Here is a 23,665-nt window from a genome sequence, read left to right as displayed (position 1 = left end):
TCGTTCGGGAGAAGGTGCAGGTCACACCGCGCATGGAGGAAACCCCCGCTCTAAACTGACCACGTTATGCAGTCACTCGACAGCGAAGGGTAGTCAGCAATGACCTCACGCGCAGCAGCACACAGACACCGCCCGGCATGGCTCCGTACCGCCGTCGGCGCCGTCACCGCCCTGGGGACGGCAGCCGTGGTACTGACGGGCGTCACCAGCACGGGCCACGCACAGCCGTCCAGCGGTACGGCCCGTCCGGCGGCGGTCTCACCGCACAAGGCAGCGCACACGGACGCGGCCCTGGCGGACGCAGCCGGCACGGACGCGGCCCGTACGGGTGCCGTCCGCGCGGGCGGCGTCCACCTCAAGTGCTCCGCACGCACCGTCCCCGGCCGGCCGCTGACGTTCCGGCCACGGCTGACCAGCACCCCCCGTACGGTGCACGCGGCCGGGACGGTCCTGCTGACCAAGTGCACGTCACCCGACGGCAGTCAGCGCCACATCAAGTCCGGCCGGCTCACCTTCCGCGGCAGCGCGAAGGCCAGTTGCACGCGTGCCTCTCACGTGCGCGGCAAGGGGACCATCACCTGGTACGCCTCCCCCGGCGCACGCGGCAAGCGCCTGGGCACCTCCACCCTCACGCCCCGCTCACGCGCGACCACCTACACGCCGGGCAGCACCCTGCTCAACGGCACCGTCTCCTCCGGCCGGCTCGCCCACCAGCGCGCCACCGGCGCCGTCCACCCCACGAGCAACGTACGCCAGTGCGGCACCCGCGGCCTCCGTACGCTGGAAGGCCGCGGCTACGTCACCTTCAGCTGACCCAGCCCCCCGGACCTGACCCCACGGCTACCGGCCCGCGCACATGGGCCGGTAGCCGTTCGCGTCAGGCGGAGTCCGGCTCGGGGGGCCAACGGGACGTCAGGCCAACGGGGCCGGATACGTCGGGTACTCGGTGCCCGAGACGTACTGGACGACGCGGGTGACCTGGCAGGAGTAGCCGAACTCGTTGTCGTACCACAGGTAGAGGATCGCGTTGTCGCCCTCCACCTTCGTCGCTCCGGCGTCGACGATCGCGGCGTGCCGCGAGCCGATGAAGTCGCTGGAGACCGCGTCGGGCGCGCTGATGAAGTCGATCTGGCGCTTGAGCGGTGACGTCAGCGAGACCTCACGGAGGTGGTCGAGGACCTCCTCGCGGCTTGCCTCGCGGGCGAGTTGCAGATTGAGGATGGCGATCGACACGTCAGGCACCGGAACGCGGATCGAGCTGCCGGTGATCTTCGCCTGGAGATCGGGCAGCGCCTTGGCGACGGCCGAGGCGGCACCGGTCTCGGTGATGACCATGTTCAGCGGAGCCGAGCGTCCGCGACGGTCGGAGCTGTGGTAATTGTCCAGCAGGTTCTGATCGTTGGTGAACGAGTGGACGGTCTCCACATGGCCGCGCACGACGCCGTACTCGTCGGCCATCGCCTTCAGCGGCGGAACGATCGCGTTGGTGGTGCACGAGGCGCAGGAGATGATCCGCTCGTCCGGCTTGATCATGTCGTGGTTGACGCCGTGCACGACATTGGGCACGTCGCCCTTGCCCGGCGCGGTCAGCACCACCTTGTCGATGCCGGGGCGAAGGTGCTGCGAGAGGCCCTCGCGGTCGCGCCACCTACCCGTGTTGTCGATGAGCACGGCGTCCTTGATGCCGTGAGCGGTGTAGTCGACGGACGCCGGATCGTCGGAGTAGATCACCTTGATCTCACTGCCGTTGGCGATGATGCTGCCGTTCGCCTCGTCGACGGTGATGGTGCCCTGGAACTGGCCGTGAATGGAGTCGCGGCGCAGCAGCGAGGCCCGCTTGACCAGATCCTGGGCACGCTCGCCCGCACCCTTGCGCACCACGATGGCGCGCAGCCGCAGCCCGTTGCCCGAGCCGGCCTTCTCGATGAGCAGGCGGGCGAGAAGGCGGCCGATACGGCCGAACCCGTAGAGGACGACATCGCGCGGAGCACGGCACTCGATCTTGTTTGCCCCGGTGGCCCCCGCGACGGCCTCTGCGGTGAACTCCTCGACGGAGAGGCCCCGTTGGTCGGCCTCGTACGTCGCGGCGAGCATGCCGATGTCGATCTGGGAGGGCCCGAGATCGAGCGCGGTGAGCGCCCGCAGGAACGGCATCGTCCCGGTGACCGACAGTTCCTCGCCCGCGATCTGCCGGGCGAACCTGTGGGCCTTGAGGATGCTGACCACCGACTTGTTCACCAGGGAGCGGCTGTGCAGCAGGACCGTCACGTCCCGCTCCCTGTGCAGCTTCCCGATGACCGGGATCATCGACTCCGCGATCTCCTCGCGGTGTTTCCAATTGGTGAACGCGTCCTCATTGACAGTCACAGATCTATCTTTCGAGCTAGGCGGCGCTCACATGATAACCACGCCCTTCTGTGCGGCTGCACGCCCGTCTGTGCAGGTGACCGCAGCCTCGGCGCAGGTGACCGCCGCCTCAGCGCAAGTGACGGCCACCCCAGCGCAAGTGACCGCCGCCTCAGCAAGTGACCGGCGCCTCGGCGCAGGTGACCGCCACCTCGGCGCAGATGACCGCCGCCTCAGCGCAAGTGACCGCCGCCTCAGCAAGTGACCGCCGTCCCGGTGTGAGCACACACCCCTCGGCGTGAGCGCGCAGCCCTCCGCCTGAGCGCCGACCGTGCCGGTGTGAGCACGCAGCCTCCGCCGCCTGAGCACCGGCCGTCCCGGTGTGAGATGCCCCACCGCCCCGCACCACCTCCGGCACCACCCCGCCCTCCGCCCTCCGGCACCCCGATGTCGCGCGCCCGTCAACTTCCCCGCATTCGGAGGATGTTGATTGCACGGCCACCCCGCCGGCGAGCGCCGAATTCCCCCTCTTACTCTCCGCAGCACTCATGCGACCGCACGTGTCGATATTCGTTTGTGACAACTTGACGGGAGTTCTGTGCGCCCAAGAGAGAGGCGACGGGAAAACGCTCCATCCGTCGCTGATCTGAACCGAGTGAGAGGCATCGATGCGGCACGAAATGAACCACGACGGCGGAGACGGGCTTCCCGTCGGACGGAAGAACAGGAGCAGGAAGCTCAGCCGCAGAACCGCACTCGGTATCGGCACCGCGGGAATCGCGGCAGCGGGGACCTACGCGTTCGCATCCCAAAGCTCCGGGTCCAGCGCGGACTCCGGCTCAGGTTCCGGCTCAGGTTCAGGAGGGAAGGGTGGCGGACCGAGCGTTTCCGATCCCCGCACGATCGGCGACGGTTCGACCGCCGACACCGGAAAGCAGCCGAAGCGCCCGGATCTGCGGCGGCTGGAGAAGGGCGAGAGGCCGCCCCAGTTCGTCGTGGTCTCCTGGGACGGCGCCGGCTCCCTGGACGACGGGCTCTTCGAGCGCTTCCGCAAGGTGGCCCAGGACATCGACGCGCACATGACGTTCTTCCTCTCCGGCCTGTACCTGCTGCCCGAACGGGAAAAGCACAGGTACCGGCCGCCGAACAACCCCGTGGGCGCCTCCGACATCGGCTACCTGGACGACGGCCACATACGGTCGACCCTTCGCCAGGTACGCGCCGCCTGGCTGGAGGGGCACGAGATCGGCACCCACTTCAACGGCCACTTCTGCGCCGGGAAGGGTTCCGTGGCCGACTGGACTCCGGAGATGTGGCGCAGCGAGATAGAGCAGGCGATCTCCTTCGTCACCCGCTGGAAGACATACACCGGATTCACCGATCTGGAACCGCTGCCCTTCGACTACCACAAGGAACTCATCGGCGGACGTACACCCTGCCTCCTCGGCCAGAAGAACCTTCTGCCAACGGCCAAGCGGTTGGGCTGGCGCTATGACGCCAGTTCGCCGGGCGGCACCCAGGTGTGGCCAGGAAAGCTGGGCGGCCTCTGGAATTTCCCGCTCCAGGCTGTTCCTTTCCCGGGGCACAGCTTCGAAGTCCTCACCATGGACTACAACATGCTCGCGAACCAGTCGAAGAACTCGACCCAGGGACCCGTCGCTTCGCGCCCGGGATGGCGCAGGGAGGCGCGGGGCGCCTATCGCGAGGGATTCCAGCGCGCTTACAACGGAAACCGTGCACCCCTCTTCATTGGAAACCACTTCGAGAAGTGGAACGGTGGCATCTACATGGATGCCGTCGAGGATTTCCTCCACGATGTCGCGGACAGCTCGGAGGTCCGTTTCGTCTCCTTCCGGGAACTGTGCGACTGGCTCGATCTGCAACGCCCCTCGGTACTCCACAAGCTCAGCTCCCTCAACGTGGGCGAGAAACCGGCAGGCGGCTGGCAGAGCATCGTGACGGCCTGACCCCGGACGCACACACGGGCCCGAAGGCCGGCACGGGCCCGGAAGCGCACGGCGACCCGCTGCGGGCGGCCTGCGGCTCTCCCCGAAGACAGAGGGCCCGAGCCGCCCCGTAATCCTCGGTCATGAGGGAGGAGCGCTCATGTAGCGCTCAGGTAGGACCCGTTGACCAGCGCGAAGAGGGATTCGGCGCCCCTCGCCGCGCTCCTAACGTCTTGATCAGCAAGAAACGTCGCGATCAGCGAGAGCCGCACAACAGACGGCGACGAAAGACGGCGACGACAGACGGCAGACGGCAAGCAACAGCCAACAGCCAACAGTCGATAGGCAACAGGCAACAGGCAAGCGAGCAAGAGCGATCAACAAGGCAAGCGTGGCGGTGGATCAGATGACACAGGTGACCCAGGAGAGCCCGGTACGGGGCGAAGGCGTCTGGGGCAAGGCGGTCGCCCCCGAGTATCAGGGCGCGCTCGGTTCGCTGTCGGTCAACTCGTCGCTGGCCGACGTACTGGCCAAGGGAGTTGAGGAGCTGCGGGCTGCGGAGGCCGCCGGTGAGCAGCGGGAGACAGCACGCTGCGGGCTCGCCGTCGCCGAGGCGTACCGGCGGCTCGGGAGGATCACGGAGGCCGACCAGGCGTGGAAGGCGAGCTACCGTGCCGCCCGTTCGGAGCAGGACGCCGGGGCGATGGCCTGGGCCATGTGGAGCGGCGGCACGCTCGCACGCCAGCGGGGTGCGCTGCCGCTGGCGTACCGGCTGCTGGGCCTGGCGGCCGAGTTGGGCGAACGCGGGGACGACGTCGTGGCCCGCGGCTACTCGCTCGCAGGGCTGGCGGAGACCGGCCGTATCCAGGGTGACTACCAGGCCGTCCGTGAACTGCACGCACAACTGCTCGCCGAGGCCCGCAGGCGCGGGGAGGCGCGGCACACAGTGTGGGCGCTGGAGGGCATCGCGCAGATGCACCGCAACACCGGCTCCTACGACACCGCTCTGGACCTCTTCGAGGAGGCGGCCAGGACCGCCGAGGCAGCCGACGACCGGCGCGGGCGGTCCTGGGCGCTGCGGGGCATCGCCGATGTGGTGTCCGTACGCGACGGCGATACGGAACGTGCCCTCGCGCTCCTCTCCGACGCCGAGTGCGACTGCCGCAAGATGGACCTGTCCAGCGCTTTGGCGTACAACCACAAGATGCGCGGCAATGTTCTCTACCGCGCCGCCCGTTACACCGAGGCGCGTGACACCTACGCGCGTGCACTGGAGGAGTTCGCCGCGATGGACGAACCGCGCGGCACGGCGCTCTCCCGCCTCGGGCTGGTGAAGTCGCTCGCACGCCTGGGCCGGGACCGCGCCGAGACCGCCACCGAACTGGCCGAACTGCGCGTCGCGCTGGAGCGCATCGGCCTGCTGCACGCGCGGGACATGGCCGCCAAGGCCGCCACCGAGCTGGGCGTCGGCCCCCTGCCGGGACCGGTGCCCGCACCCGCGACAGCGGCCGGGCAGGGCACCCCGCGGTGAGCACCCCCACCTCCCCGCTCCTGGAGCCCGCGGCCCCTTCGGCCCCCGCCATACTCGACCGTTGCCGCGAGCTGGTACGCCCTGCGCTGGTCGAGGCCATCGGCGAACTCCACCCGTGGACCGGCGAGATGGCCGCCTTCGCGCTCGGCTGGCGCGACACTACGGGCGTGCCCGCCTCCGACGCGTCCGAGGGCAAGGGCGTACGCCAGGCACTCGCCGTGCTCGGCGCCGAGGCCGCGGGAGCTGACGGCGAGGCCGCGACCGCCGGCGCCGTCGCCGTCGAACTGATCCACACGTTCTCGCTGCTGCACGACGACGTGATGGACGGCGACGGCACGCGACGCCGACGCGAGACGGTATGGAAGGCGTACGGCACCGGTCCTGCCGTCCTCGCCGGAGACGCGCTCTTCGCCCTGGCGATGCAGACCCTCGCCGAGGCGTGCCCCACCCGCCCCGCCGCGCTCCCCCGCCTCTGCGCCACCCTTACCGAACTCGTACGCGGCCAGACCGAAGACCTCCTCTTCGAGTCCCGCCCCTGGACGGGCCCCAACGCCGTACGCCCGGACGAGTACCGCGCCATGGCAGAACGCAAAACCGGCGCCCTCCTGGGCTGCGCCGGCGCCCTGGGCGCCCTGCTCGGCGGCGCACCCCCGGCAACCGTCACCGCTCTCGACCAAGCCGGACGCCACCTAGGCGTGGCCTTCCAGGCCATCGACGACCTCCTGAGCCTCCAAGGCGACCCCACACGCACCGGCAAGCCCGTCCACAGCGACCTGCAGAACGGCAAAAAGACCTACCCCGTCCTGTCGGCCCTCGCCAAGGGCGACCACACCTCCCAAGAACTGGCCCAACTCCTCAACTCCCCCACCCCCCTGGACCACGCCGCCCTCACCCAAGCGGCCACTCTCATAGAAGAGACCGGCGGAACCACCGCCACCCGCACCGAAGCCACCCACCACCTGACCGCCGCCCACACCCACCTCCACACCACCCCCCTAACCCCCCAAGCAACCCGCGACCTCACCACCCTCACCACCCACCTCCACCACCGCACCACCTGACGGGCCCCGCGGTCGGGCCCCGGCGGCGCGGCCCGACACCTACGCACCGGCGCCTGGCTGTGGCCGTGGACGTGGACGTCCGGAGCCCCCTGCAGGCCGCAACGCCCGCACGCCAGCACGCAAAAGGCCGCCGGCCGCGCCTTCCGAGAGCGGAAGAACACGGCCGACGGCCTGCGGGCGACCCGGGGAGCGGTGGCCCTCCGGGCCTCTCGCAGCGAAACGGCAAGGACGCGACAGACTTCGGCTCGTCGATGTTGATCGCAGTTGTCATCAGGCCGTCCAGACGACGGAGTACCGCCGAGGCCGGGTCACCGGCTCCCACAGGCCGTCAGCCGGTGGGTACGCGTGGGACGCCGATCCCTCGTGCGTCCACCGCGCTCCCGACAACGAGCGCCGGCGGGGCATACGGGACACGAACCGTCGGGCCCGCTTCACCGTTTCGGCCGACCTCAGCACGTCATGCTCCGTACCGCCGTTTCCGGTGCAGGGGTGGCGAGCCCGGCTCGGGCGGGATGGATGACCGGGCCGGACTGTCCACCGATATGGATACTGCCCTACCTGACCGACCACTTCGGCAACCCCGCCAGCAGTCACTCCTACAGCCAGGTGCCCGTCGCGCGCTCGTCGAGACACGGGCCCGAGTCGCCGCCTTGTCGGCGGCGCCCGCTCCGGCGAGATCGTCTTCGCCGGCTGCCCGTCGCCATCAACGGGCTACTCGTCCCCAACGCGCTCGGCGCCGCGCTGGTCGAAGAGACGGTCCCGGTCTCGGTGATGGCCGCCAACAACGAGACCAGCGCCCTCCAGCCCGTCAAGGAGCCGGGCCAAATCCACGGTGAAGAACACGCACCCTAGCTTCGTGGACGCTCCTAGTTCCTCGAACCTTCCCGGAGATGGTGGTACTCCTCTGTCGCCAGGTCGTCGTCGAGCTCGAACAGCCCTTCCTGGTGTCCCGGCCCACGCGCGTGGAACAGGACAGCCGCCTCTTCGTCGGTGAGGCGTTGGCAGGAAGACGAGCCTGGACGAGCGGTCGGGGCCGCGTACTTGTACGGGAAGAGAAGGTGTTCGTTGATCACCGCGTTATCCGTATCGACGTACTCGCGCACCGGCTCACCCAACTCTCGCGCCTACTCTGCGAAGTTCACACGCACGCGCTCCGCCAGGGTGACGCCGTAGGGGCCTCCCCTCTTCAGCTCCGCAGTGAGGTGCACGGCGTGGGCTCGCGCGTGGGCCCGCGCCAGCTGCAGCGGTATCGCAAGGGGGAGTGCGCTTGCCTGACGTCCGAAACGCTCAACGGCCCAAGTCGAGGACGAAGGGAGAAGCTCATTATTTCCCGAGTACCCCCTCACCGAGATGCCCTGCTCGCTTAACGCGTGTGACACACCGACGCCAGGCCCACAAGGGGGCAAGCAGATCGGATGCACTCGGATGCCGCCAAGTTCGGTTTGTCAGTGCCCAGTTCTAAGGTTCCTCGTATGACGAACTTTCGTTCCAGCTCCACGCTGTGGCGCATGGTCAGTGAAGCCCGCGAGCTCACCGAGCACGCAGGGGTACGGGAGCGCATCGACGCGGTGCTGCATCTCATGGGCGGTCTGGGCGGGGATTACGGCAAAGGCAGGCCGTTGGTCAACTCGCTGGAGGACGTGGCACAAGAGTCCATTCTTCACGGTGACTTCGACATCACCCGGCGCTTCCAGCACTTCGCCTCCTACGCCGGAGGCGACCTGTATCTGGAGATCCTGGAGCACTACTACGACGAAAAGGCACGGCAGCGCAGCGAAGAAAGCATGCGGCGAACGATTGCTATGGGGGCCGATCGTGCGGTCGCGGCTCTGGATGTCCTGTGCCAGGAGAACCCGGGTGCGACCACCGCCGACGCTCGTGACCTGTTCCGCGGCATCGCCCGTTCCACCGACTACCTGAGCCTCGGTAAGGGCGAAGGAGGAATCCAACTTTCCGCGCGGGAGGCGAGACGACTCCAGCGGTACGGGCACATGGAAATAGTTCTCCGCAATCTACCCCGACCCGCTTCCGCCGAAGTAGCGCGGATGATGAACGACGTCCTGGCCGACGTGGACGCCGGGCTGCTGGCCCAGTTGCTCGAACTACGGGCCAGACAAGCCGGACTCGCGGCCCTAGATGCCGCGGTGGACGACCCGGACAGCTCCGAGAGCGCGCTCCACGCCTGCCTCAAGAATCAGGAATGGATCTTCGGCGGAGTGTACGTGTCCGAGTTGGCCCGCCGTCAGTACACCCCGGATACCATCCTCGACATTCCCCTGTTGCGCGGCGACGGTTCGCTGCACGTGGTGGAACTCAAACGCGCCAACATCAAGAACCTGGTCATCCGGCTCGACGGCCATCTCATGCTGGGTGCCGCAGCACACCACGCGGTTTCCCAGGCACAGAACTATCTCAGGACCATGGACGAGAACCGCCGGAGCATCCTGAACGCCCACGGCGTCGAAACCCGCCGGGCCTCTGCAACGGTCGTGATCGGTCATCCGCGGTACGTGGCCGGCGGCATCACGCCCAAAGAGGTCGCGGAGACCCTGCGGACGTACAACACACACACGGCCCGAATAGAAGTCATCACGTACGAGACCCTGCTGGATTCCGCAGGCCGCATGCTGGCCCTCTCGTCGGCACGGCAGGAACCCAACAGTGACGAGGAGACCACCGCGTGAACGACACACCGCACGCGATCGAGCCGTTCCTCGCCAGCCTGTGCGGCGGCGAGATCACCGACAAGGACTATGTCGGCTACTTCATGAACGAACACGGCGAAGAAATGGTCTTCGCTCAGCGCCGAGGCCAAAAGACTGCCCGACTCTGGCACAGCGACGTGGATTGGGAACTGTACCGGGTCGGCGACCGTTCGATACGGGCCGACGGCGAACTAAAGGGCATGATCACCGCCGCAGGGCTAATCATCAACCGCGAAGAAGCAACCTGGCTCGCCTCCTGCCTGACCGCCTCGCGTCACCTACGTGAGGGGCGCACCTGACACGGCGCTCCACGCCTTGACTGTGACTGACACCCGCCGCTCGGTTGACCGCTGCCGTTGCGGATAGCTCGATGATAGGGCGTCAGAGGTGGGTCCAGCGCTCGGGTATCCCTCCAGGGACCACCGTGGTGGCCACCAGCCAGCCGCTCAAGGAAGAGGCCCATGCGCCCCACAGCCCCAAACCTTGTGGAGTGAATGTCCGTTGCTGCCCCAGGTCCAGTACGGCACATCAGCCGACTGTTGCCGCTCGCCACTGCCAGAGCAGCAAGCACTTCTCCTCGGGCCTACCCCTCTTGCCCCCAACTTTGGTCTCCTGCCGGATCGTCGAGGGCATCGTCGCTAACGCATAGGTCGAGCTCCCTGCACACTTGAACGGCGTCGCGCAGTCGGCTCTCGGCCGGGCCCAACTGAACAGGTGTGAGCACTCTTCGGTCCCTCTGACTGACCTCGCAGGGCCTGTGCCTACGACACACCACCGCAACGACTATGGGCCGCCCTTCCCTTCCGGGGAAGTGCGGCCCACGGCCATGTACGCACCAGTCGGAGCAGCGCCCTGCTCCGACGTACGGTCCTTTAAATGTCGAAGTACATCTCGAACTCATGCGGGTGAGGCCGCAGTTGCATCGGGGCGATTTCCTGGGTGCGCTTGTAGTCGATCCAGGTTTCGATCAGGTCGGAGGTGAAGACGCCGCCGGCCTGGAGGTACTCGTTGTCGGACTCCAGGGCTTCGAGGACGGCCGGGAGGGACGTGGGGACCTGGGGGACGCTCGCGTGCTCTTCGGGGGCGAGTTCGTAGAGGTCCTTGTCGATGGGCTCGGCGGGTTCGATCTTGTTCTTGACGCCGTCGAGGCCGGCCAGGAGGAGGGCGGAGAAGGCGAGGTACGGGTTCGAGGAGGGGTCAGGGGCGCGGAACTCGACGCGCTTCGCCTTCGGGTTGGCGCCCGTGATCGGGATGCGCATCGCGGCGGAACGGTTGCGCTGGGAGTAGACCAGGTTGACCGGGGCCTCGAAGCCGGGGACCAGGCGGTGGTACGAGTTCACCGTGGGGTTGGTGAAGGCCAGCAGGGACGGGGCGTGGCGCAGGATGCCGCCGATGTAGTAGCGAGCGGTGTCCGAGAGGCCCGCGTAGCCCTGCTCGTCGTAGAAGAGGGGCTCGCCGCCGGTCCACAGGGACTGGTGTACGTGCATGCCGGAGCCGTTGTCGCCGAAGATCGGCTTGGGCATGAATGTGGCGGTCTTGCCGTTGCGCCAGGCCGTGTTCTTCACGATGTACTTGAAGAGCATCAGGTCGTCGGCGGCGGCCAGCAGCGTGTTGAACTTGTAGTTGATCTCCGCCTGGCCCGCGGTGCCGACCTCGTGGTGCTGGCGTTCGACCTGAAGTCCGGCGCGGCCCAGTTCCAGGGACATCTCGGCGCGGAGGTCGGCGAAGTGGTCGACCGGCGGGGCGGGGAAGTAGCCGCCCTTGTAGCGGACCTTGTAGCCGCGGTTGCCGCCGTCCTCCAGGGCGCCGGTGTTCCAGGCGCCGGCCTCGGAGTCGATCTCGTAGAACGCGCCGTTCGCCTTGGTCTCGAAGCGGGCGCTGTCGAAAACGTAGAACTCGGCCTCGGGGCCGAAGAAGGCGGTGTCCGCGATGCCGGAGGAAGCGAGGTACGCCTCGGCCTTCTTCGCCACGTTCCGCGGGTCACGGCTGTACTGCTCGCCGGTGATCGGGTCGTGGATGAAGAAGTTGATGTTGAGGTGCTTCTCCTCGCGGAAGGGGTCCAGACGGGCGGTGCTCAGGTCGGGCACCAGCGCCATGTCGGACTCGTGGATCGCCTGGAAACCGCGGATCGACGAACCGTCGAACATCAGGCTCTCGGCCGGGTCGAAGGAGGATGCCGGAACAGCGAAGTGCTGCATCACGCCCGGCAGGTCGCAGAAGCGGACGTCGATGAACTTGACGTCGTTGTCCGCGATGTACTTCTTGACCTCGTCGGCGTTCTGGAACATCCAACTCCTCCTAGTCCCGCCGCGTCGGGACGGGGTTGCTCCGGGGCACGGGCCAGAGCGGTGGCGTGCCTGCAGACCGACCATAGGCAGGGGCCATTTCTCCAGCGTGACCCAATTGTTTCGCCGAAGTTAACCAGCGAGGCCGAGCGGTCGGCCTCGGCCCACGGCAGTGCGGCGGGCTCGGGCGGCGCTGGGTGGCGTGTGCTGGATGGTCTGTGCTGGTTGCACTTGCGGCTGAAACTGGATGCCGGTGCGGCTGGACGCCGGGGCGAGCGGCGGGCACCCCGATCCTCTGGCGCCTTACCGTTCGATACCGTTGACGGGTGGACAACAGGGAAGTAATCGGATCGTGGCTCTCCGGCCCTCGCGCCGCCGCCGAGGACATGGGCATTGCCGACGTCGGCTACCGCGGCAAGCGGCTCGGTCTCCCCGAGGAGGGTCCCGGGTCCCTCGCCTCACCCGGGCGCCGCCTCGGGGCGCTCTTCATCGACTGGGCGTACTCGTCCGTCATCGCCTTCGGGCTGCTGTCGGGCCGCGAGTTGCACACCACCAGCAACTGGGCGCTCGTCGTCTTCCTCGTGGTGAGCCTGCTGACCGTCGGAACGGTCGGCTCCACTCCCGGCAAGCGGCTGCTCGGGCTGCGCGTCGTCTCCCTCAACAACCTCGGCAGGCTGCCGCTATGGCGCGTGCTGGTCCGCACGGTGCTGCTCGGGCTCGCCGTTCCGGCGCTCATCTGGGACCGCGACAACCGGGGGCTGCACGATCAGCTCTCCGGCGCCGTTCAGGTGCGGGTCTGAGCCTGTCCGGTACGCAGACGGGCCTGTTCGGTACACAGACGGGTGGGCGCGGGCTACATATGTCGTAGCCCGCGCCCACCCGTCTGCGGTCAGCCCCACCGTCTGTGGTCAGCGGCCCCGTCTGTGGTCAGCGGCCGTTCGGGCCCTTCGGGAGCTTCATGCCCTTGGGCATCGGGCCCTTGGGTACCGGCATGTTGCTCATGAGGTCGCCGAGCGCGCGGAGACGGTCGTTGATCTGTGTGACCTGCGGGCCCTGGAGCACGCGGGGCAGCTTCAGCATCTTCGTGCGGAGCTTCTTGAGCGGCACCTGTCCCTCGTCGTTGCCGACGATCATGTCGTAGACCGGTACGTCGCCGACGATGCGTGACATCTTCTTCTTCTCGGACGCCAGCAGGCTGCGCAGCCGGTTCGGGTTGCCCTCCGCCACCAGGACGATGCCCGCCTTGCCGACGGCGCGGTGCACGACGTCCTGGTTACGGTTCATGGCCACGGCCGGGGTGAAGTGCCAGCCGCGCTTGAAGTTCTCCAGCACGGCGGCTGCCGCACCCGGCTGCCCCTCCATCTGCCCGAAGGCGGCCCGTTCCGCGCGGCGTCCGAAGACGATCGCGCACGCGAGCACTGCCAGCAGTACGCCAAGGATGCCGACGTAGACGGGGTGGCCGATCAGATAGCCGATCGCGAGGAGTACACCGAAGGTGACAAGCCCCACGCCGGCCAGGATCCAACCGATCTTCCGGTCTACGCGCCGGGTCATCTTGTACGTCTGAGCGATCTGCTTGAGCCGCCCAGGGTTCTCGGTGTTGTCCTTCCTCGCCATGGGAGGAAGTTTACGGTGCGCCAGCGGCGCTTGGCGCCCGGGCCGGGGGTCGCTGTCGCACGGTTGCCCGGGCCCTGGTGGGGTGCCGTCCCCTGTCCTCCGGCGCCGGGTACGCCGTGCCCCCGTACGTACCTCGCGGACCGGGAGCCTCGCGGCTCCCCCTCGCTCCCGAGAGGCGCCCCCCGCCCAGGGGAGTCAGGCGCCGGTGAGAGTCAGGCGCCTGAGGGGCGTGATTCGGGGAGTGGGGTCATCGTGGTCAGGACGTGTTCGGCTTCGGTGCGGGCGCGGGCCCGGCTGCGGTCTTCGAGGACCGCCGTCCACGCGTTGCGGCGTGCGGTGCGGTGGCCGTTGCCGAGCAGGAGGTGTTCCAGTCCTGCGAGGGCGCGGAGAGTGGGCCGCACGGTGATCTCCTCCGTCGGTAAGCCGTGAGCGGTGCGTGATTTCAGGGTCACGGATCGGTGTTACCAGGGAGTGACCGGAGGGTCAAAGTCCGCGAAAGGCTATGCGGCGAAGCTCACTCTCCGCTTCGCCGCATGTGCCACATATGCCTTTTGCGCCGCACAGTCCTCAGGCGGCTGTGGTGGCGCCCTCGCGGGCCTCGATCGCCTGCTTGTAGAGGCGGCCCGCGCGGTACGAGGAGCGGACGAGCGGGCCCGACATCGTGCCGGCGTAGCCGATCTCGTCGGCCTCCTGCTTCAGCTCGACGAACTCCTGCGGCTTGACCCAGCGCTCCACCGGGTGGTGGCGGGAGGTCGGGCGCAGGTACTGGGTGATCGTCATCAGCTCGGCGCCCGCCTCGTGCATGTCGCGCAGGGCCTGGCTGATCTCCTCGCGGGTCTCGCCGAGACCGAGGATCAGGTTGGACTTGACGACGAGACCGGCCTCGCGGGCGCGGGTGAGGACCTCAAGGGAGCGCTCGTAGGTGAAGCCCGGACGGATGCGCTTGAAGATGCGCGGGACCGTCTCGATGTTGTGGGCCAGTACCTCGGGGCGGGAGGAGAAGACCTCGGCGAGCGCCTCGGGCTTGGCGTTGAAGTCGGGGATGAGCAGCTCGACCCCGGTGCCGGGCACCATCTCGTGGATCTGGCGGACCGTCTCCGCGTAGAGCCAGGCGCCGCCGTCGTCCAGGTCGTCGCGCGCGACGCCGGTGATGGTCGCGTACCGCAGTTCCATGGTGCGGACGGACTCGGCGACACGGCGGGGCTCGTCGCGGTCGAGGGGCTGGGGCTTGCCCGTGTCGATCAGGCAGAAGTCGCAGCGGCGGGTGCACTGCTCGCCGCCGATCAGGAAGGTCGCCTCGCGGTCTTCCCAGCACTCGAAGATGTTCGGACAGCCCGCCTCCTGGCAGACCGTGTGCAGACCTTCGCTCTTGACCAGGTTCTGCAGGGCGTTGTACTCGGGGCCCATTTTCGCCCGGGTCTTGATCCACTCGGGCTTGCGCTCGATGGGGGTCTGGCTGTTGCGGACCTCCAGGCGGAGCATCTTGCGACCGTCGGGTGCGACAGCGGACACGTCCGGCTCCCTACGTACTTTCGAATCGTCGGCGTAGGCCAGCCTACGCCTTTGCATTAAGGACATTCACCGGGTCGGACAGGGTCAGATCCGGGTCAGACCGCGCGGGGGACGGGGACGGCCGTCCCCAGGACCTCACGCAAGTGCTTCTCCATGAGGGGAATCACCTCGGCGACCGGAACATTCCTGCCCAGCTCGTTGGAGAGCGAGGTGACGCCCGCGTCGCGAATGCCGCAGGGGACGATCTTGTCGAACCAGGTGTTGTCCGGGTCGCAGTTGAGCGAGAAGCCGTGCATGGTGACGCCCTTGGCGACGCGGATGCCGATCTGCGCGAGCTTGCGGTCCTCACCGCGCTGGCCCGCGTTGGACGGCGCGTACTCGGGGCCGCGCAGCCGGGCGTCGTACAGCTCGTCCCCGTCGCCTGCGCCGCCCCCGCCGCCCGCGACCCGCGGGGCCAGGTCGAGGTCGAGGCCGGGCGCGGACACGGGTGCCCCGCCTTCGGGGTCGCCCAGTACCCACACCCCGCTGCGGCCCTCGACGCGTGTGGTCTCCAGGCCGAGTTCGGCGCAGGCTCGGATCATGGCCTCTTCGAGGCGGCGGACGTGCGCGACGACATCGACCGGGCGGGGCAGCTTGAGGATGGGATAGCCGATGAGCTGTCCCGGGCCGTGCCAGGTGATCTTGCCGCCCCTGTCGACGTCCACGACGGGTGTGCCGTCAAGCGGGCGCTCGCTGTCCTCGGTGCGCCGTCCGGCCGTGTACACGGGGGGATGCTCCAGCAGCAGACAGGTGTCCGGGATCTCGTCGGCGAAGCGCGCCGCGTGCACCCGTCGCTGCTCCTGCCACGCCTGCTGGTACTCGACGGCTTCGGCTCCGAACCCCAGGTGGACGAAGCGCAGTTCGTCGCCGGGCCGGCCGTTGGCCGGGAGTTGCCCCATGCCGTTCCTCCTCCGTACACGCGCTGTCGCGGGCCGTGCCGCGTCGTGCCGCGGTCCCGCCCACCGCCACTCTACGGGCGGGGTGTGTGCGTCCGGCACGTGGCTGCCTCCTCACACGTACGGATGAATACGCGACGAAGGGGGCGAACGATGTGCGAAGGCCCGTTACATTCGCGCCGTTCCAGCAGGACATCTGGCCTCGCCGTATTGCGGGCCAGGAGACCGAGAACCTGGTAGCGGGATCACCTGTCCAAGGCTCCCCGGGCAGGGCCTCCGGCCCGACGCACGGGCGCCGCCGCCAGTACGACCCATCGCCACGACAACAGATCGCCACGACAACAGGGAGGTGACCAGGTGGCTACGTTCCCCGGGGAACGGAAGGCCCGCCAGTCCCTCGACGGAGGAGGAGCGCTGGAAGGCGACCACCGACACGGCACGCCGCACGGGCCCGGAGCCCGTGCCTGTCTTCCGGCCACGTGGGAGCGGAGAGGTGTCCCTCGCGGTGTCGCGGGGACACCGCTCGGCACCGGACCCGTTCCTCCCTGTGGTGTCCCCGTCCGCGCCCCCGGCCCTGTGCACGCCCGGGGCCCTGTCCACCCCTACGTTCCTCCCCGCGGCCGGGGAGGCTACGCGCTCCACGGCCTCGGCTTCCGTTCCGGCGGGGTCCGGCGCCGCCGGTACCCGTATCCCGTTCTCCCGCACCGAACGGACGGCCACGTCCGCGCCGACAGCCCGGCAGGGGCTCTCTCCCGGGCGCCCTGGCACTCCACGTCGCACGGCCGATGATCCGTTCCCTCCCCCGGCCCATGCCGGGCGTTCCCACGCAAGGACTCCGATGACGATGGAACGACCTGGGAGCGCTGTCACTACTGTGAACTCGCCGACCCAGTCATCACAGCAGCGCATCCCCAACCGCCAGCTCGCCGCGCTGATCGCCGAGGCGGGCTTCTCCAATGCGGGCCTCGCCAGGCGGGTGGACCAGCTCGGCCTGGAGCACGGTCTCGACCTGCGCTACGACAAGACATCCGTGACCCGCTGGCTGCGCGGGCAACAGCCAAGAGGCACGACGCCCGCGCTGATCGCCGAAGTGTTCACCCGCCGCCTCGGAAGGCGGCTGACCGCACAGGATCTCGGCCTGGACGCGTGTGCCCCGGTGTACGCGGGGCTGGAGTTCGCCGCGACGCCCGCAGAGGCGGTGGACATCGTCAGCGGGCTGTGGCGCAAGGACTCGGGGAGCCACGCCGAACTGCGGAAGATCGCGTTCACGCCCGCGGGGCTCGTGGTGCCCAGCCGGGACTGGCTCATCGGCCGCGCCGACGAACGGGTGGCGCGCGGTCCCGAACCCGAGGGAACCGGCGGCGCCCCCGGCACAGCGGCGCCCGCACAGCACGGCCAGCACGGCCAGCACGGGCATCCCGGCCAGCACAGCCAGCACGGGCCGGGGGGCCATGCGCTGCCCGTTCAGCAGGGGCCCGTGGCGGGACACGGGCACGGCCATGGGCACGGGCAGCACGGCCCCGGACACAGTGCCGCGCTCGCCGCGGGGCACAGCTCGGGCCCCGCGCTGGTGCACGGCGGCGGGGTACGGGTGCCCTCGCAGACCCGGGTGCCCGGCGCCGTGGCACGCGCACCGCTGTCGGCGGCACGGCTCGACCGCATCGAACGCGGCCCGGGGCAGCGGGTTTCCGGCGGTGACGTGGCGGCGCTGCGCTCGGTGTGCGAACTGTTCAGAGCGCTCGACCACGCCTACGGCGGCGGGCACGCGCGGCAGGCGCTGGTGCGGTATCTGGAGCACGAGGCCGAGCCGATGCTGCGGGGCGTCTACGGCGAGCAGTTGGGCAGGCGCCTGTTCGGGGCAGCCGCCGACCTGACGCGGCTGGCGGGCTGGACGTCGTACGACATCGCCGCGCACGGGCTCGCGCAGCGCTACTTCGTGCAGGCGCTGCGGCTCACCCAGGCGGCGGGCGACCGCGCCTTCGGCAGCTATGTGCTGGTGACCATGAGCAGGCAGGCCGTCTATCTCGGGCACGGCAGGGAGGCCGTCCAGCTGGCGCGGGTGGCGCAGCAGGGCGTGGGCGCCTCGGCCACCCCCGTCGTCCAGGCGCTGCTGCACGCGGCGGAGGCGAGGGGGCACGGGGTGCTCGGCGAGGTGCGGGCCTGCACGGCTTCGATGGCGCGGGCCGAGCGCGCGCTGGAGACGGCACGGCCCGGCGAGGACGTGCCGCAGTGGGCACGGTTCTTCGACGAGGCGCAGCTCGCGGACGAGTTCGGGCACTGCCACCGTGACCTCCAGCAGTACCGCGCCGCGGCGCAGCACGCGGAGCGTTCGCTCCAGCTACGGGCGGCGGGGTTCGCGCGCAGCAGGCTGTTCTGCCGGGTGGTGCTGGCCTCGGCGCGGCTGGGGCTCGGTGAGATCGAGCAGGCGTGTGCGCTCGGTGTCGAGGCAGCGCACCAGGCGGCCGAGATGCGGTCGGTGCGGGCGCACGAGTATGTGCGGGACTTCGAGCGGCGGCTTGAGCCCTATCGGGACGCCGCCGCGGTACGGCAGTACCGCGAGAAGGTCTCAACCCTCGTGTGACGCCGCGCGCGACGCCTCGTCCTGTGAGCCGCCCGAGCCCTCCGCGTGGCTGGGGCGGCTCGGGCGTTCCCTGCCGCCCCTGTTGTCGGCGTCGCCCGTGTTGTCGGCGTCGCCCGTCGCGCTGCGGCTGCCTGTTGCGTGCTTACGGGCGATGCCTGGCGCGTTCTTACGAGCCCCGCCGCGCGGTCCCCGTATCCGGGTCGTCAGCCGGGTCGTCAGCCGGGTCGTCGTCGGGGCCGTCAGCCGGGTCGTCGCCCGGGTCGTCGTCGCCAGCAGTACGGCGGCGAGGGCTGTGGCAAGGACGAGGAACGCGGTGGGGAGGGCGAGCGCGAGGGTTTGCGCGAGCGCTCCGGTGAGCAGGGCTCCGGCGCCGAAACCGCCGTCGTAGCCGATGTTCCAGGCCGCGCTGACGGCGCCGTGACGTGCGGGCCCCGCGCGGTGGAACATCGCCACCAGGGTGTCGTTCTGCAGGGCGCCCATGCCCAGGCCGAAGACGAGGCCCGCCGCGATGCCCGCGGGGAACGCAGCGGCTCCCGAGAGGGTGCCGGTCGCGGCGAAGCCGGCCGTACCGAGCGCGCAGGCCAGCGCCGAGGGCGCGGCGAGCCTTCCGGCGCTGCCGCGCCTGTCGCTCCACTCCCCCGCCGCCCAGCGGCCCGCGATCAGCGCCGTGGAGATCGTGAGGAGCGCGGCGGGTGCCGCGCCGGGCGCGGTGAGCGCGAGCGGCAGGAACGACATGAGGCTGCCGAGCGCGCATACGGAGACGAACAGCAGCAGCCAGGGGGTCGCGAGCGTACGGAAGTCGGGGCGCGTGCCGGGGGTTCCGTTCTCGTGGGGCGCGGCTTCGGTGGGGTGACCGGCGGTGCGGTGGCCGGCGGTGTCGTGACCGGTTGCCGCGTCGTGGGCGGGGGCGGTGCGGTGGCCGACGGCGGCGCTGAGCGGGGCCGCCAGCACGCCGAGTGCCGCGGTGGTCAGGAAGACGGGCACGAAGCCGAACTCCGTCGCACACCACACGGCAACGGGCAGCAGGACGACGGCGGGGAGGCCGACCGCGACGCCGTACCAGCCGACGGCCCTCCCCCGCTGTGCGGGCGGCACCAGTTCGGCCACGAGCGCGCTGCCGGCGACGGTGACCATGCCGAAGCCGATGCCGCGTACGGCGGAGACGGCCAGCGTGAGGGGCAGCGCCGGTGAGACCACGTAGGCAAAGGCGGGCAGACCCATGGTCAGCGCCCCTGCGGTGAGCGCGTGGCGGGCGGGGAAGCGGCGCAGCACACGGCCCATGGCGAGCTGCGCCGCGACGGTGGTGCCCATGGTGAGCGCGGTCGTCGCACCGGCGCCGCCGTGTCCGCTGCCGCCGTGTTCGGCCCAGAGCGGTACGACGGACAGGAGCGGTGCGGAGTTGCCGAAGACGGCGGCCGTGGCGGCGAGCAGCAGCAGGAAGTCCCGCCCCGCGAGGCCGGTGCGGGGCGCGGGCCCGCGAGCTGAGCGGCCCGCTGTGCTGCGGGGACCGCGAAGACATGAGGTGCGCATGTACGAGTTGTAGGTGGGCCGGACTCATCGCGTCCAACGAAGGTTTCCGATATGTCTGATCGGCATCCTCGATGCGTTCCTAGACTCAGGGCATGGAGCTGAAGCAGCTTGAGACGTTCGTCGTCGTCGCCCGGCACCTCCATTTCACGCGCGCGGCACGCGAGTTGGGCTTTGTGCAGTCCAGCGTGACCGCGCATGTGAAGGCGCTGGAGGCCGAGTTGGGGGTGGCGCTGTTCGAGCGGCTGGGGCGCAGGGTGGTGCTCACGGACTCCGGGCGGGAGCTGTGCGCGCACGCGCGGGTACTGCTGGGCCAGGCCGAGCAGGCGCGTGAGGCGGTACGGGGCGCGGGCGAGGACCCCGAACAGGTACGGGGCACGCTGCGGATCGCGGCACCCGAGAGCCTGTGCGCGCACCATCTGCCGCCGGTACTGCGCGCCGTACGTGAGCGGTTTCCGCTGCTGCGCCTGGCGTTCCAGCCCGCGCCGCGCGGACCGCTGCTGGACGGGCTCGCCGAGGGCACCATCGACGCCGGTTTCCTCCAGGAGGAGGCGGTGCGCGAGCCGGGCGTGCACGCCGAACGGCTGCTGCGTGAACCGCTGCGGCTGATCGCGGCGCCCGGGCACAGGCTCGGCGCCCGCACCCGGGTGGAGACGGCCGATCTGGCGCACGAGACCGTGCTGTTGCTGGAGCCGGGGTGCGCACAGCGCACGGCGATGGAACGGGAGCTGAGCAGGGCGGGACTGCGCCCGCCGACGGTGGAGTTCTTCAGCCTGGAGGCGCTGCGGCGGTGCGTGGCCGCCGGGCTCGGGGTCGGGCTCGCCCCCGCGGGCTCGGTGGACGAGGAGATCACGCGCGGCGAGCTGACGGCGCTGCCGTGGGCGTGCGAACCGGTGCTGGACGTCTACTTCGTACGGCACAGGGGCCGGCGTCCCACGCGTGCGGTACGGGAGTTGGCGGCGCTGGCCCGGCAGCGGTGGGCGACCGGCTGACGGTCGCGCCGTTCCCCCGCGGGGCGCCGAGGGGCCGGCGTTACGGTGTGCGCATGGAGATCTGGGTGAATCCGGCCTGTTCGAAGTGCCGTAGCGCGGTGAAGCTGCTTGCTGAGGAGGGCGCGGAGTACACGGTGCGCAGGTATCTGGAGGACCCGCCGGACGCGGCGGAGCTGCGGGATGTGCTCGCGCGGCTGGGGTTGGAGCCGTGGGACATCACGCGTACCGGGGAGGCGGTGGCGCGGGAGTTGGGAGTGGCGGAGTGGGGGCGCGATGCGGATAGCCGCGATCAGTGGATCGCGGCTTTGGTGGCTCATCCGAAGTTGATTCAGCGGCCGATCATCACTGCCGATGATGGGTCGGCGGTCGTGGCTCGTACCGATGATGCCGTGCGGGGTGTGTTGGGGCGTTAGGGCTCCCCCCTGCTGCCCGGTGCGTGAGAGACGTGCCCCTGTTTGTGCGTTGCGGGCTGCCGCTGTGTTTGTGGCTTGGCGCGCTCGCGCGGCGGAGCCGCATATGTGACAGGCCCGCGCCCCTTCGGGGCGCCCTGTGCGGGGGCCGTCAGGGGGTCAGGGGGTGGGCTGGGATTTCCATGGTGACCATGGTGGGGCCGCCTGGGGGGCTGCTGACGGCCAGGACGCCGTCGAATTGGCCGAGTCGGCGTTCGATGCCGGCCATGCCTGAGCCCTTGCGGAGGTCGGCGCCGCCGTGGCCGTCGTCGGTGACGCTGATGCGGAGCATGCCGCCGGCGTCGAACGTGTGGTGGATGTCGAGCCAGACGCGGTCGGCGTCCGCGTGCTTGGCCGCGTTGGTGAGGACCTCGCTGATCGCGAAGTAGGCGGCGGACTCGACGGGTTCGGAGAAGCGGCCGGGCAGTTCGATGTCGACCTCTACGGGTACGGACATGCGCAGCGCGAGCGCCTCGGCGGCGTCGCCCAGGCCGCGTTCGGCGAGTACGGGGGGATGGATGCCGCGTACGAGGTCCCGCAGTTCCGTCAGCGCCTCGGCCGAGTTCTGGCGGGCCTGGCTGATGAGCTGCTTGGCCTTGGCGGGGTCGTGTTCGATGAGGGCCTCGATGGTGCCCAGGTCCATGCCCATCGCCACCAGCCTGGCCTGCGCGCCGTCGTGCAGATCGCGTTCGATACGGCGCAGTTCGGCCGCCGAGGTGTCCACCGCGTCGTGCCGTGTCTCGTAGAGCCGCTCGACGCGCTCGGCCAGGAGCGCGCCGCGGGTGGGCGCGAGGAAGGAACGGGCGAGGACGAAGTGGCCCCGCAGGATGTGCGGGTTGGCCGCGAGCGCGATGCCGAGGATGACGGTGCCGAGCGCGGCGCTCTGCACACCGTCGGAGAAGTGCTCGATGTGGATGAACCCGTACCAGTAGCCGCCCGCCACCGCGCGCCACAGGCCGAGGAAGAGGAGCCAGCCCTCGATGCCGTAGAACAGCAGCGCGGGCGGGAAGAGTGCCAGGAGGAAACCGGCGATGCCGTCGACGATCAGCCACAGGAAGTCCCGCCAGGTGGCAGGGTCCTTGAGCATCATCAGGCAGCGCTCGACGTGCCCCGCCACACCCACCGGGTTCGTCGGGAGCGGCCGGTAGGGCTCCATGATCTCGACGCCGGCCCAGTCGTGGGCCAGCATGCGGCGCTGGTTGGCGTGCGTCCGTACGAGGCCGAGGAGCCAGGGAGTCGTGAAGACGCCGACCCCGAGTGCCATCAGCACGAGGGAGACCAGCGTCAGGACGAACAGGGCCATCGAGGCGCCGATCGACATGAAGACGAGTCCGAGGCCGCGTACGCCGCTGAGCAGCGACACCACTACGTAGGGCCTGCGGGGTCCTGCCGGTGGCCGCGGTGCGCCCGGCGTCGCCGTGTTCGTGCCCGTACCGCCCGTACCGCCCGTGCTCGCGGCGCCCTCGCTTCTCACCTCGCTCTTCAATGGACCGTTCATGCCCTTCACCCCGGTGCTCCCGCTCGTGTTCGGCGCACCCGCTCCCCGGGCACGCTCCCATTCTGCGCCGTGCACCCGCACCGGGGCACTGGCCTGAGCCACCGGCTCCGGGGTGCACCTAGCACCACCCCGACCTCACTGTTTACCGCGCTTGGGGCGTGCCGTGTCCTTGGTGAGGCGGTGGTGGAGCGCGCGGGAAGCGGGGTGGTCAGGGGACCATTCGAGGGCTTTCGCGAGGGTCTTCAGCGCTTGGCGTGTGTGTCCCTGGCGGGCGAGTTCGGCGGCCTGGATGTAGCTGCGCTCGGCCAGGTGGTCGCGGACCTTGGGGTTGCTGGGGTCGTGGGAGTTGGCGCACTTGAGCCAGCGCTCGGCGTCGGGGAAGTGCGCCGGGCTGTGGTCGGCCATGGCGGCCTCGCAGTGGATGTCGATCATTTCGAGGAAGACATCGGGCCGGTCGGGTGCCTCGCGCCATGCGAGGTGGGAGGCGCGGATGGCCTGCTCGTACTTGCCGTCCCCCAGCAGTGCGCGGGCGAGGGTGAGCGAGCCGGGCGAGCCGGGATGGTGCGGTGCCGCGGGTTCGGGGGTGGGTCCTGGGGCGGGGGCTGGTTCGGAGCCCTGGGTCCGGTCAAGGTCCGGATCGGGTCGCCGGTCGGGGTCCGGTTCGGGGTCCTGCCCGGTGG

Annotated in this window: 21 protein-coding genes; 11 read left to right on the top strand and 10 right to left on the bottom strand. The window is 69.8% G+C overall.

Features of this window, described 5'->3' with window-relative positions:
* Positions 1-99 precede the first annotated feature (99 nt).
* Positions 100-813 (top strand): hypothetical protein, encoded by a 714-nt coding sequence (locus NMN56_RS34860; RefSeq protein ID WP_274039418.1) that lies wholly within the window; start codon positions 100-102, stop codon positions 811-813.
* Positions 814-912: 99 nt separating this feature from the next.
* Here the strand turns inward: NMN56_RS34860 and NMN56_RS34855 are convergent, their stop codons facing one another.
* Positions 913-2,367 carry a glyceraldehyde-3-phosphate dehydrogenase gene (locus NMN56_RS34855; protein WP_274039419.1) on the bottom strand — a complete coding sequence of 485 codons (1,455 nt, stop codon included), beginning with the start codon at positions 2,365-2,367 and terminating at the stop codon, positions 913-915.
* A gap of 659 nt (positions 2,368-3,026) precedes the next feature.
* Between NMN56_RS34855 and NMN56_RS34850 the strand changes: the two genes are divergently transcribed.
* The 4 genes from NMN56_RS34850 to NMN56_RS34835 all read left to right on the top strand — a co-directional run bounded on the left by NMN56_RS34850 (position 3,027) and on the right by NMN56_RS34835 (position 7,736).
* Positions 3,027-4,313 carry a polysaccharide deacetylase family protein gene (locus NMN56_RS34850; RefSeq protein WP_430542793.1) on the top strand — a complete coding sequence of 429 codons (1,287 nt, stop codon included), beginning with the start codon at positions 3,027-3,029 and terminating at the stop codon, positions 4,311-4,313.
* Between the two features lie 385 nt (positions 4,314-4,698).
* On the top strand, positions 4,699-5,823 hold the full coding sequence (locus NMN56_RS34845; RefSeq protein WP_274039421.1) for a tetratricopeptide repeat protein: 1,125 nt from the start codon (positions 4,699-4,701) through the stop codon (positions 5,821-5,823).
* Entirely contained in the window at positions 5,820-6,884 is a 1,065-nt protein-coding gene (locus NMN56_RS34840; protein ID WP_274039422.1) for a polyprenyl synthetase family protein, read from the top strand. The genes NMN56_RS34845 and NMN56_RS34840 overlap by 4 nt, the downstream gene beginning before the upstream one ends.
* A 516-nt stretch (positions 6,885-7,400) precedes the next feature.
* Positions 7,401-7,736: a hypothetical protein gene (locus NMN56_RS34835; RefSeq protein ID WP_274039423.1), complete on the top strand. Its 336-nt coding sequence runs from the start codon at positions 7,401-7,403 to the stop codon at positions 7,734-7,736.
* 14 nt (positions 7,737-7,750) lie between these two features.
* Here NMN56_RS34835 and NMN56_RS34830 read toward each other — a convergent pair whose 3' ends face one another.
* Positions 7,751-7,987, bottom strand: a complete 237-nt coding sequence (locus NMN56_RS34830; protein ID WP_283742538.1) for a hypothetical protein — start codon at positions 7,985-7,987, stop codon at positions 7,751-7,753.
* 369 nt (positions 7,988-8,356) lie between these two features.
* Here NMN56_RS34830 and NMN56_RS34825 point away from each other — a divergent pair, with 369 nt between their 5' ends.
* Entirely contained in the window at positions 8,357-9,568 is a 1,212-nt protein-coding gene (locus tag NMN56_RS34825; RefSeq protein WP_274039425.1) for a Shedu anti-phage system protein SduA domain-containing protein, read from the top strand.
* Positions 9,565-9,888 (top strand): hypothetical protein, encoded by a 324-nt coding sequence (locus NMN56_RS34820; protein ID WP_274039426.1) that lies wholly within the window; start codon positions 9,565-9,567, stop codon positions 9,886-9,888. Before NMN56_RS34825 ends, NMN56_RS34820 begins: the two co-directional genes overlap by 4 nt.
* A gap of 573 nt (positions 9,889-10,461) precedes the next feature.
* Here the strand turns inward: NMN56_RS34820 and glnA are convergent.
* Positions 10,462-11,877 (bottom strand): type I glutamate--ammonia ligase, encoded by a 1,416-nt coding sequence (gene glnA / locus NMN56_RS34815; RefSeq protein ID WP_274039427.1) that lies wholly within the window; start codon positions 11,875-11,877, stop codon positions 10,462-10,464.
* Positions 11,878-12,200: 323 nt separating this feature from the next.
* On the opposite strand from glnA, the gene NMN56_RS34810 reads away from it, so the two are divergent.
* The gene (locus NMN56_RS34810) at positions 12,201-12,674 is read left to right on the top strand and encodes an RDD family protein (protein WP_274039428.1); all 474 of its coding nucleotides are present in this window, start codon (positions 12,201-12,203) and stop codon (positions 12,672-12,674) included.
* 127 nt (positions 12,675-12,801) lie between these two features.
* On the opposite strand, the gene NMN56_RS34805 is transcribed toward NMN56_RS34810, so the two are convergent.
* The 4 genes from NMN56_RS34805 to lipB all read right to left on the bottom strand — a co-directional run bounded on the left by NMN56_RS34805 (position 12,802) and on the right by lipB (position 15,941).
* Complete coding sequence (locus NMN56_RS34805; RefSeq protein WP_274039429.1) at positions 12,802-13,491, bottom strand: DUF4191 domain-containing protein; 690 nt, start codon at positions 13,489-13,491, stop codon at positions 12,802-12,804.
* A gap of 212 nt (positions 13,492-13,703) precedes the next feature.
* The gene (locus tag NMN56_RS34800) at positions 13,704-13,892 is read right to left on the bottom strand and encodes a hypothetical protein (RefSeq protein WP_274039430.1); all 189 of its coding nucleotides are present in this window, start codon (positions 13,890-13,892) and stop codon (positions 13,704-13,706) included.
* Positions 13,893-14,058: 166 nt separating this feature from the next.
* The gene (gene lipA, locus NMN56_RS34795) at positions 14,059-15,003 is read right to left on the bottom strand and encodes a lipoyl synthase (RefSeq protein WP_274039431.1); all 945 of its coding nucleotides are present in this window, start codon (positions 15,001-15,003) and stop codon (positions 14,059-14,061) included.
* A 95-nt stretch (positions 15,004-15,098) separates the two neighbouring features.
* Positions 15,099-15,941: a lipoyl(octanoyl) transferase LipB gene (lipB, locus tag NMN56_RS34790; protein ID WP_274039432.1), complete on the bottom strand. Its 843-nt coding sequence runs from the start codon at positions 15,939-15,941 to the stop codon at positions 15,099-15,101.
* A gap of 835 nt (positions 15,942-16,776) precedes the next feature.
* On the opposite strand from lipB, the gene NMN56_RS34785 reads away from it, so the two are divergent.
* Positions 16,777-18,519, top strand: a complete 1,743-nt coding sequence (locus NMN56_RS34785) for an NsdA family TPR-like regulatory protein (RefSeq protein ID WP_430542790.1) — start codon at positions 16,777-16,779, stop codon at positions 18,517-18,519.
* On the opposite strand, the gene NMN56_RS34780 is transcribed toward NMN56_RS34785, so the two are convergent.
* Entirely contained in the window at positions 18,505-20,049 is a 1,545-nt protein-coding gene (locus NMN56_RS34780; protein WP_274039433.1) for an MFS transporter, read from the bottom strand. The genes NMN56_RS34785 and NMN56_RS34780 overlap by 15 nt on opposite strands.
* Positions 20,050-20,141: 92 nt before the next feature.
* On the opposite strand from NMN56_RS34780, the gene NMN56_RS34775 reads away from it, so the two are divergent.
* Both NMN56_RS34775 and NMN56_RS34770 read left to right on the top strand, forming a co-directional pair.
* Complete coding sequence (locus NMN56_RS34775; RefSeq protein WP_274039434.1) at positions 20,142-21,038, top strand: LysR family transcriptional regulator; 897 nt, start codon at positions 20,142-20,144, stop codon at positions 21,036-21,038.
* A gap of 53 nt (positions 21,039-21,091) precedes the next feature.
* On the top strand, positions 21,092-21,451 hold the full coding sequence (locus NMN56_RS34770; protein WP_274039435.1) for an arsenate reductase family protein: 360 nt from the start codon (positions 21,092-21,094) through the stop codon (positions 21,449-21,451).
* A 148-nt stretch (positions 21,452-21,599) separates the two neighbouring features.
* Here the strand turns inward: NMN56_RS34770 and NMN56_RS34765 are convergent, their stop codons facing one another.
* On the bottom strand, positions 21,600-22,808 hold the full coding sequence (locus tag NMN56_RS34765; RefSeq protein WP_274039953.1) for a sensor histidine kinase: 1,209 nt from the start codon (positions 22,806-22,808) through the stop codon (positions 21,600-21,602).
* Between the two features lie 312 nt (positions 22,809-23,120).
* The coding region (locus NMN56_RS34760; protein ID WP_283742537.1) for a tetratricopeptide repeat protein at positions 23,121-23,665 on the bottom strand (545 nt) is incomplete at its 5' end.

Source organism: Streptomyces iconiensis, assembly GCF_028657195.3.
GTDB lineage: Bacteria > Actinomycetota > Actinomycetes > Streptomycetales > Streptomycetaceae > Streptomyces > Streptomyces iconiensis.
The sequence above is the reverse complement of the archived record's forward strand: the minus strand, read 5'-3'. Positions and strand labels throughout refer to the sequence as shown.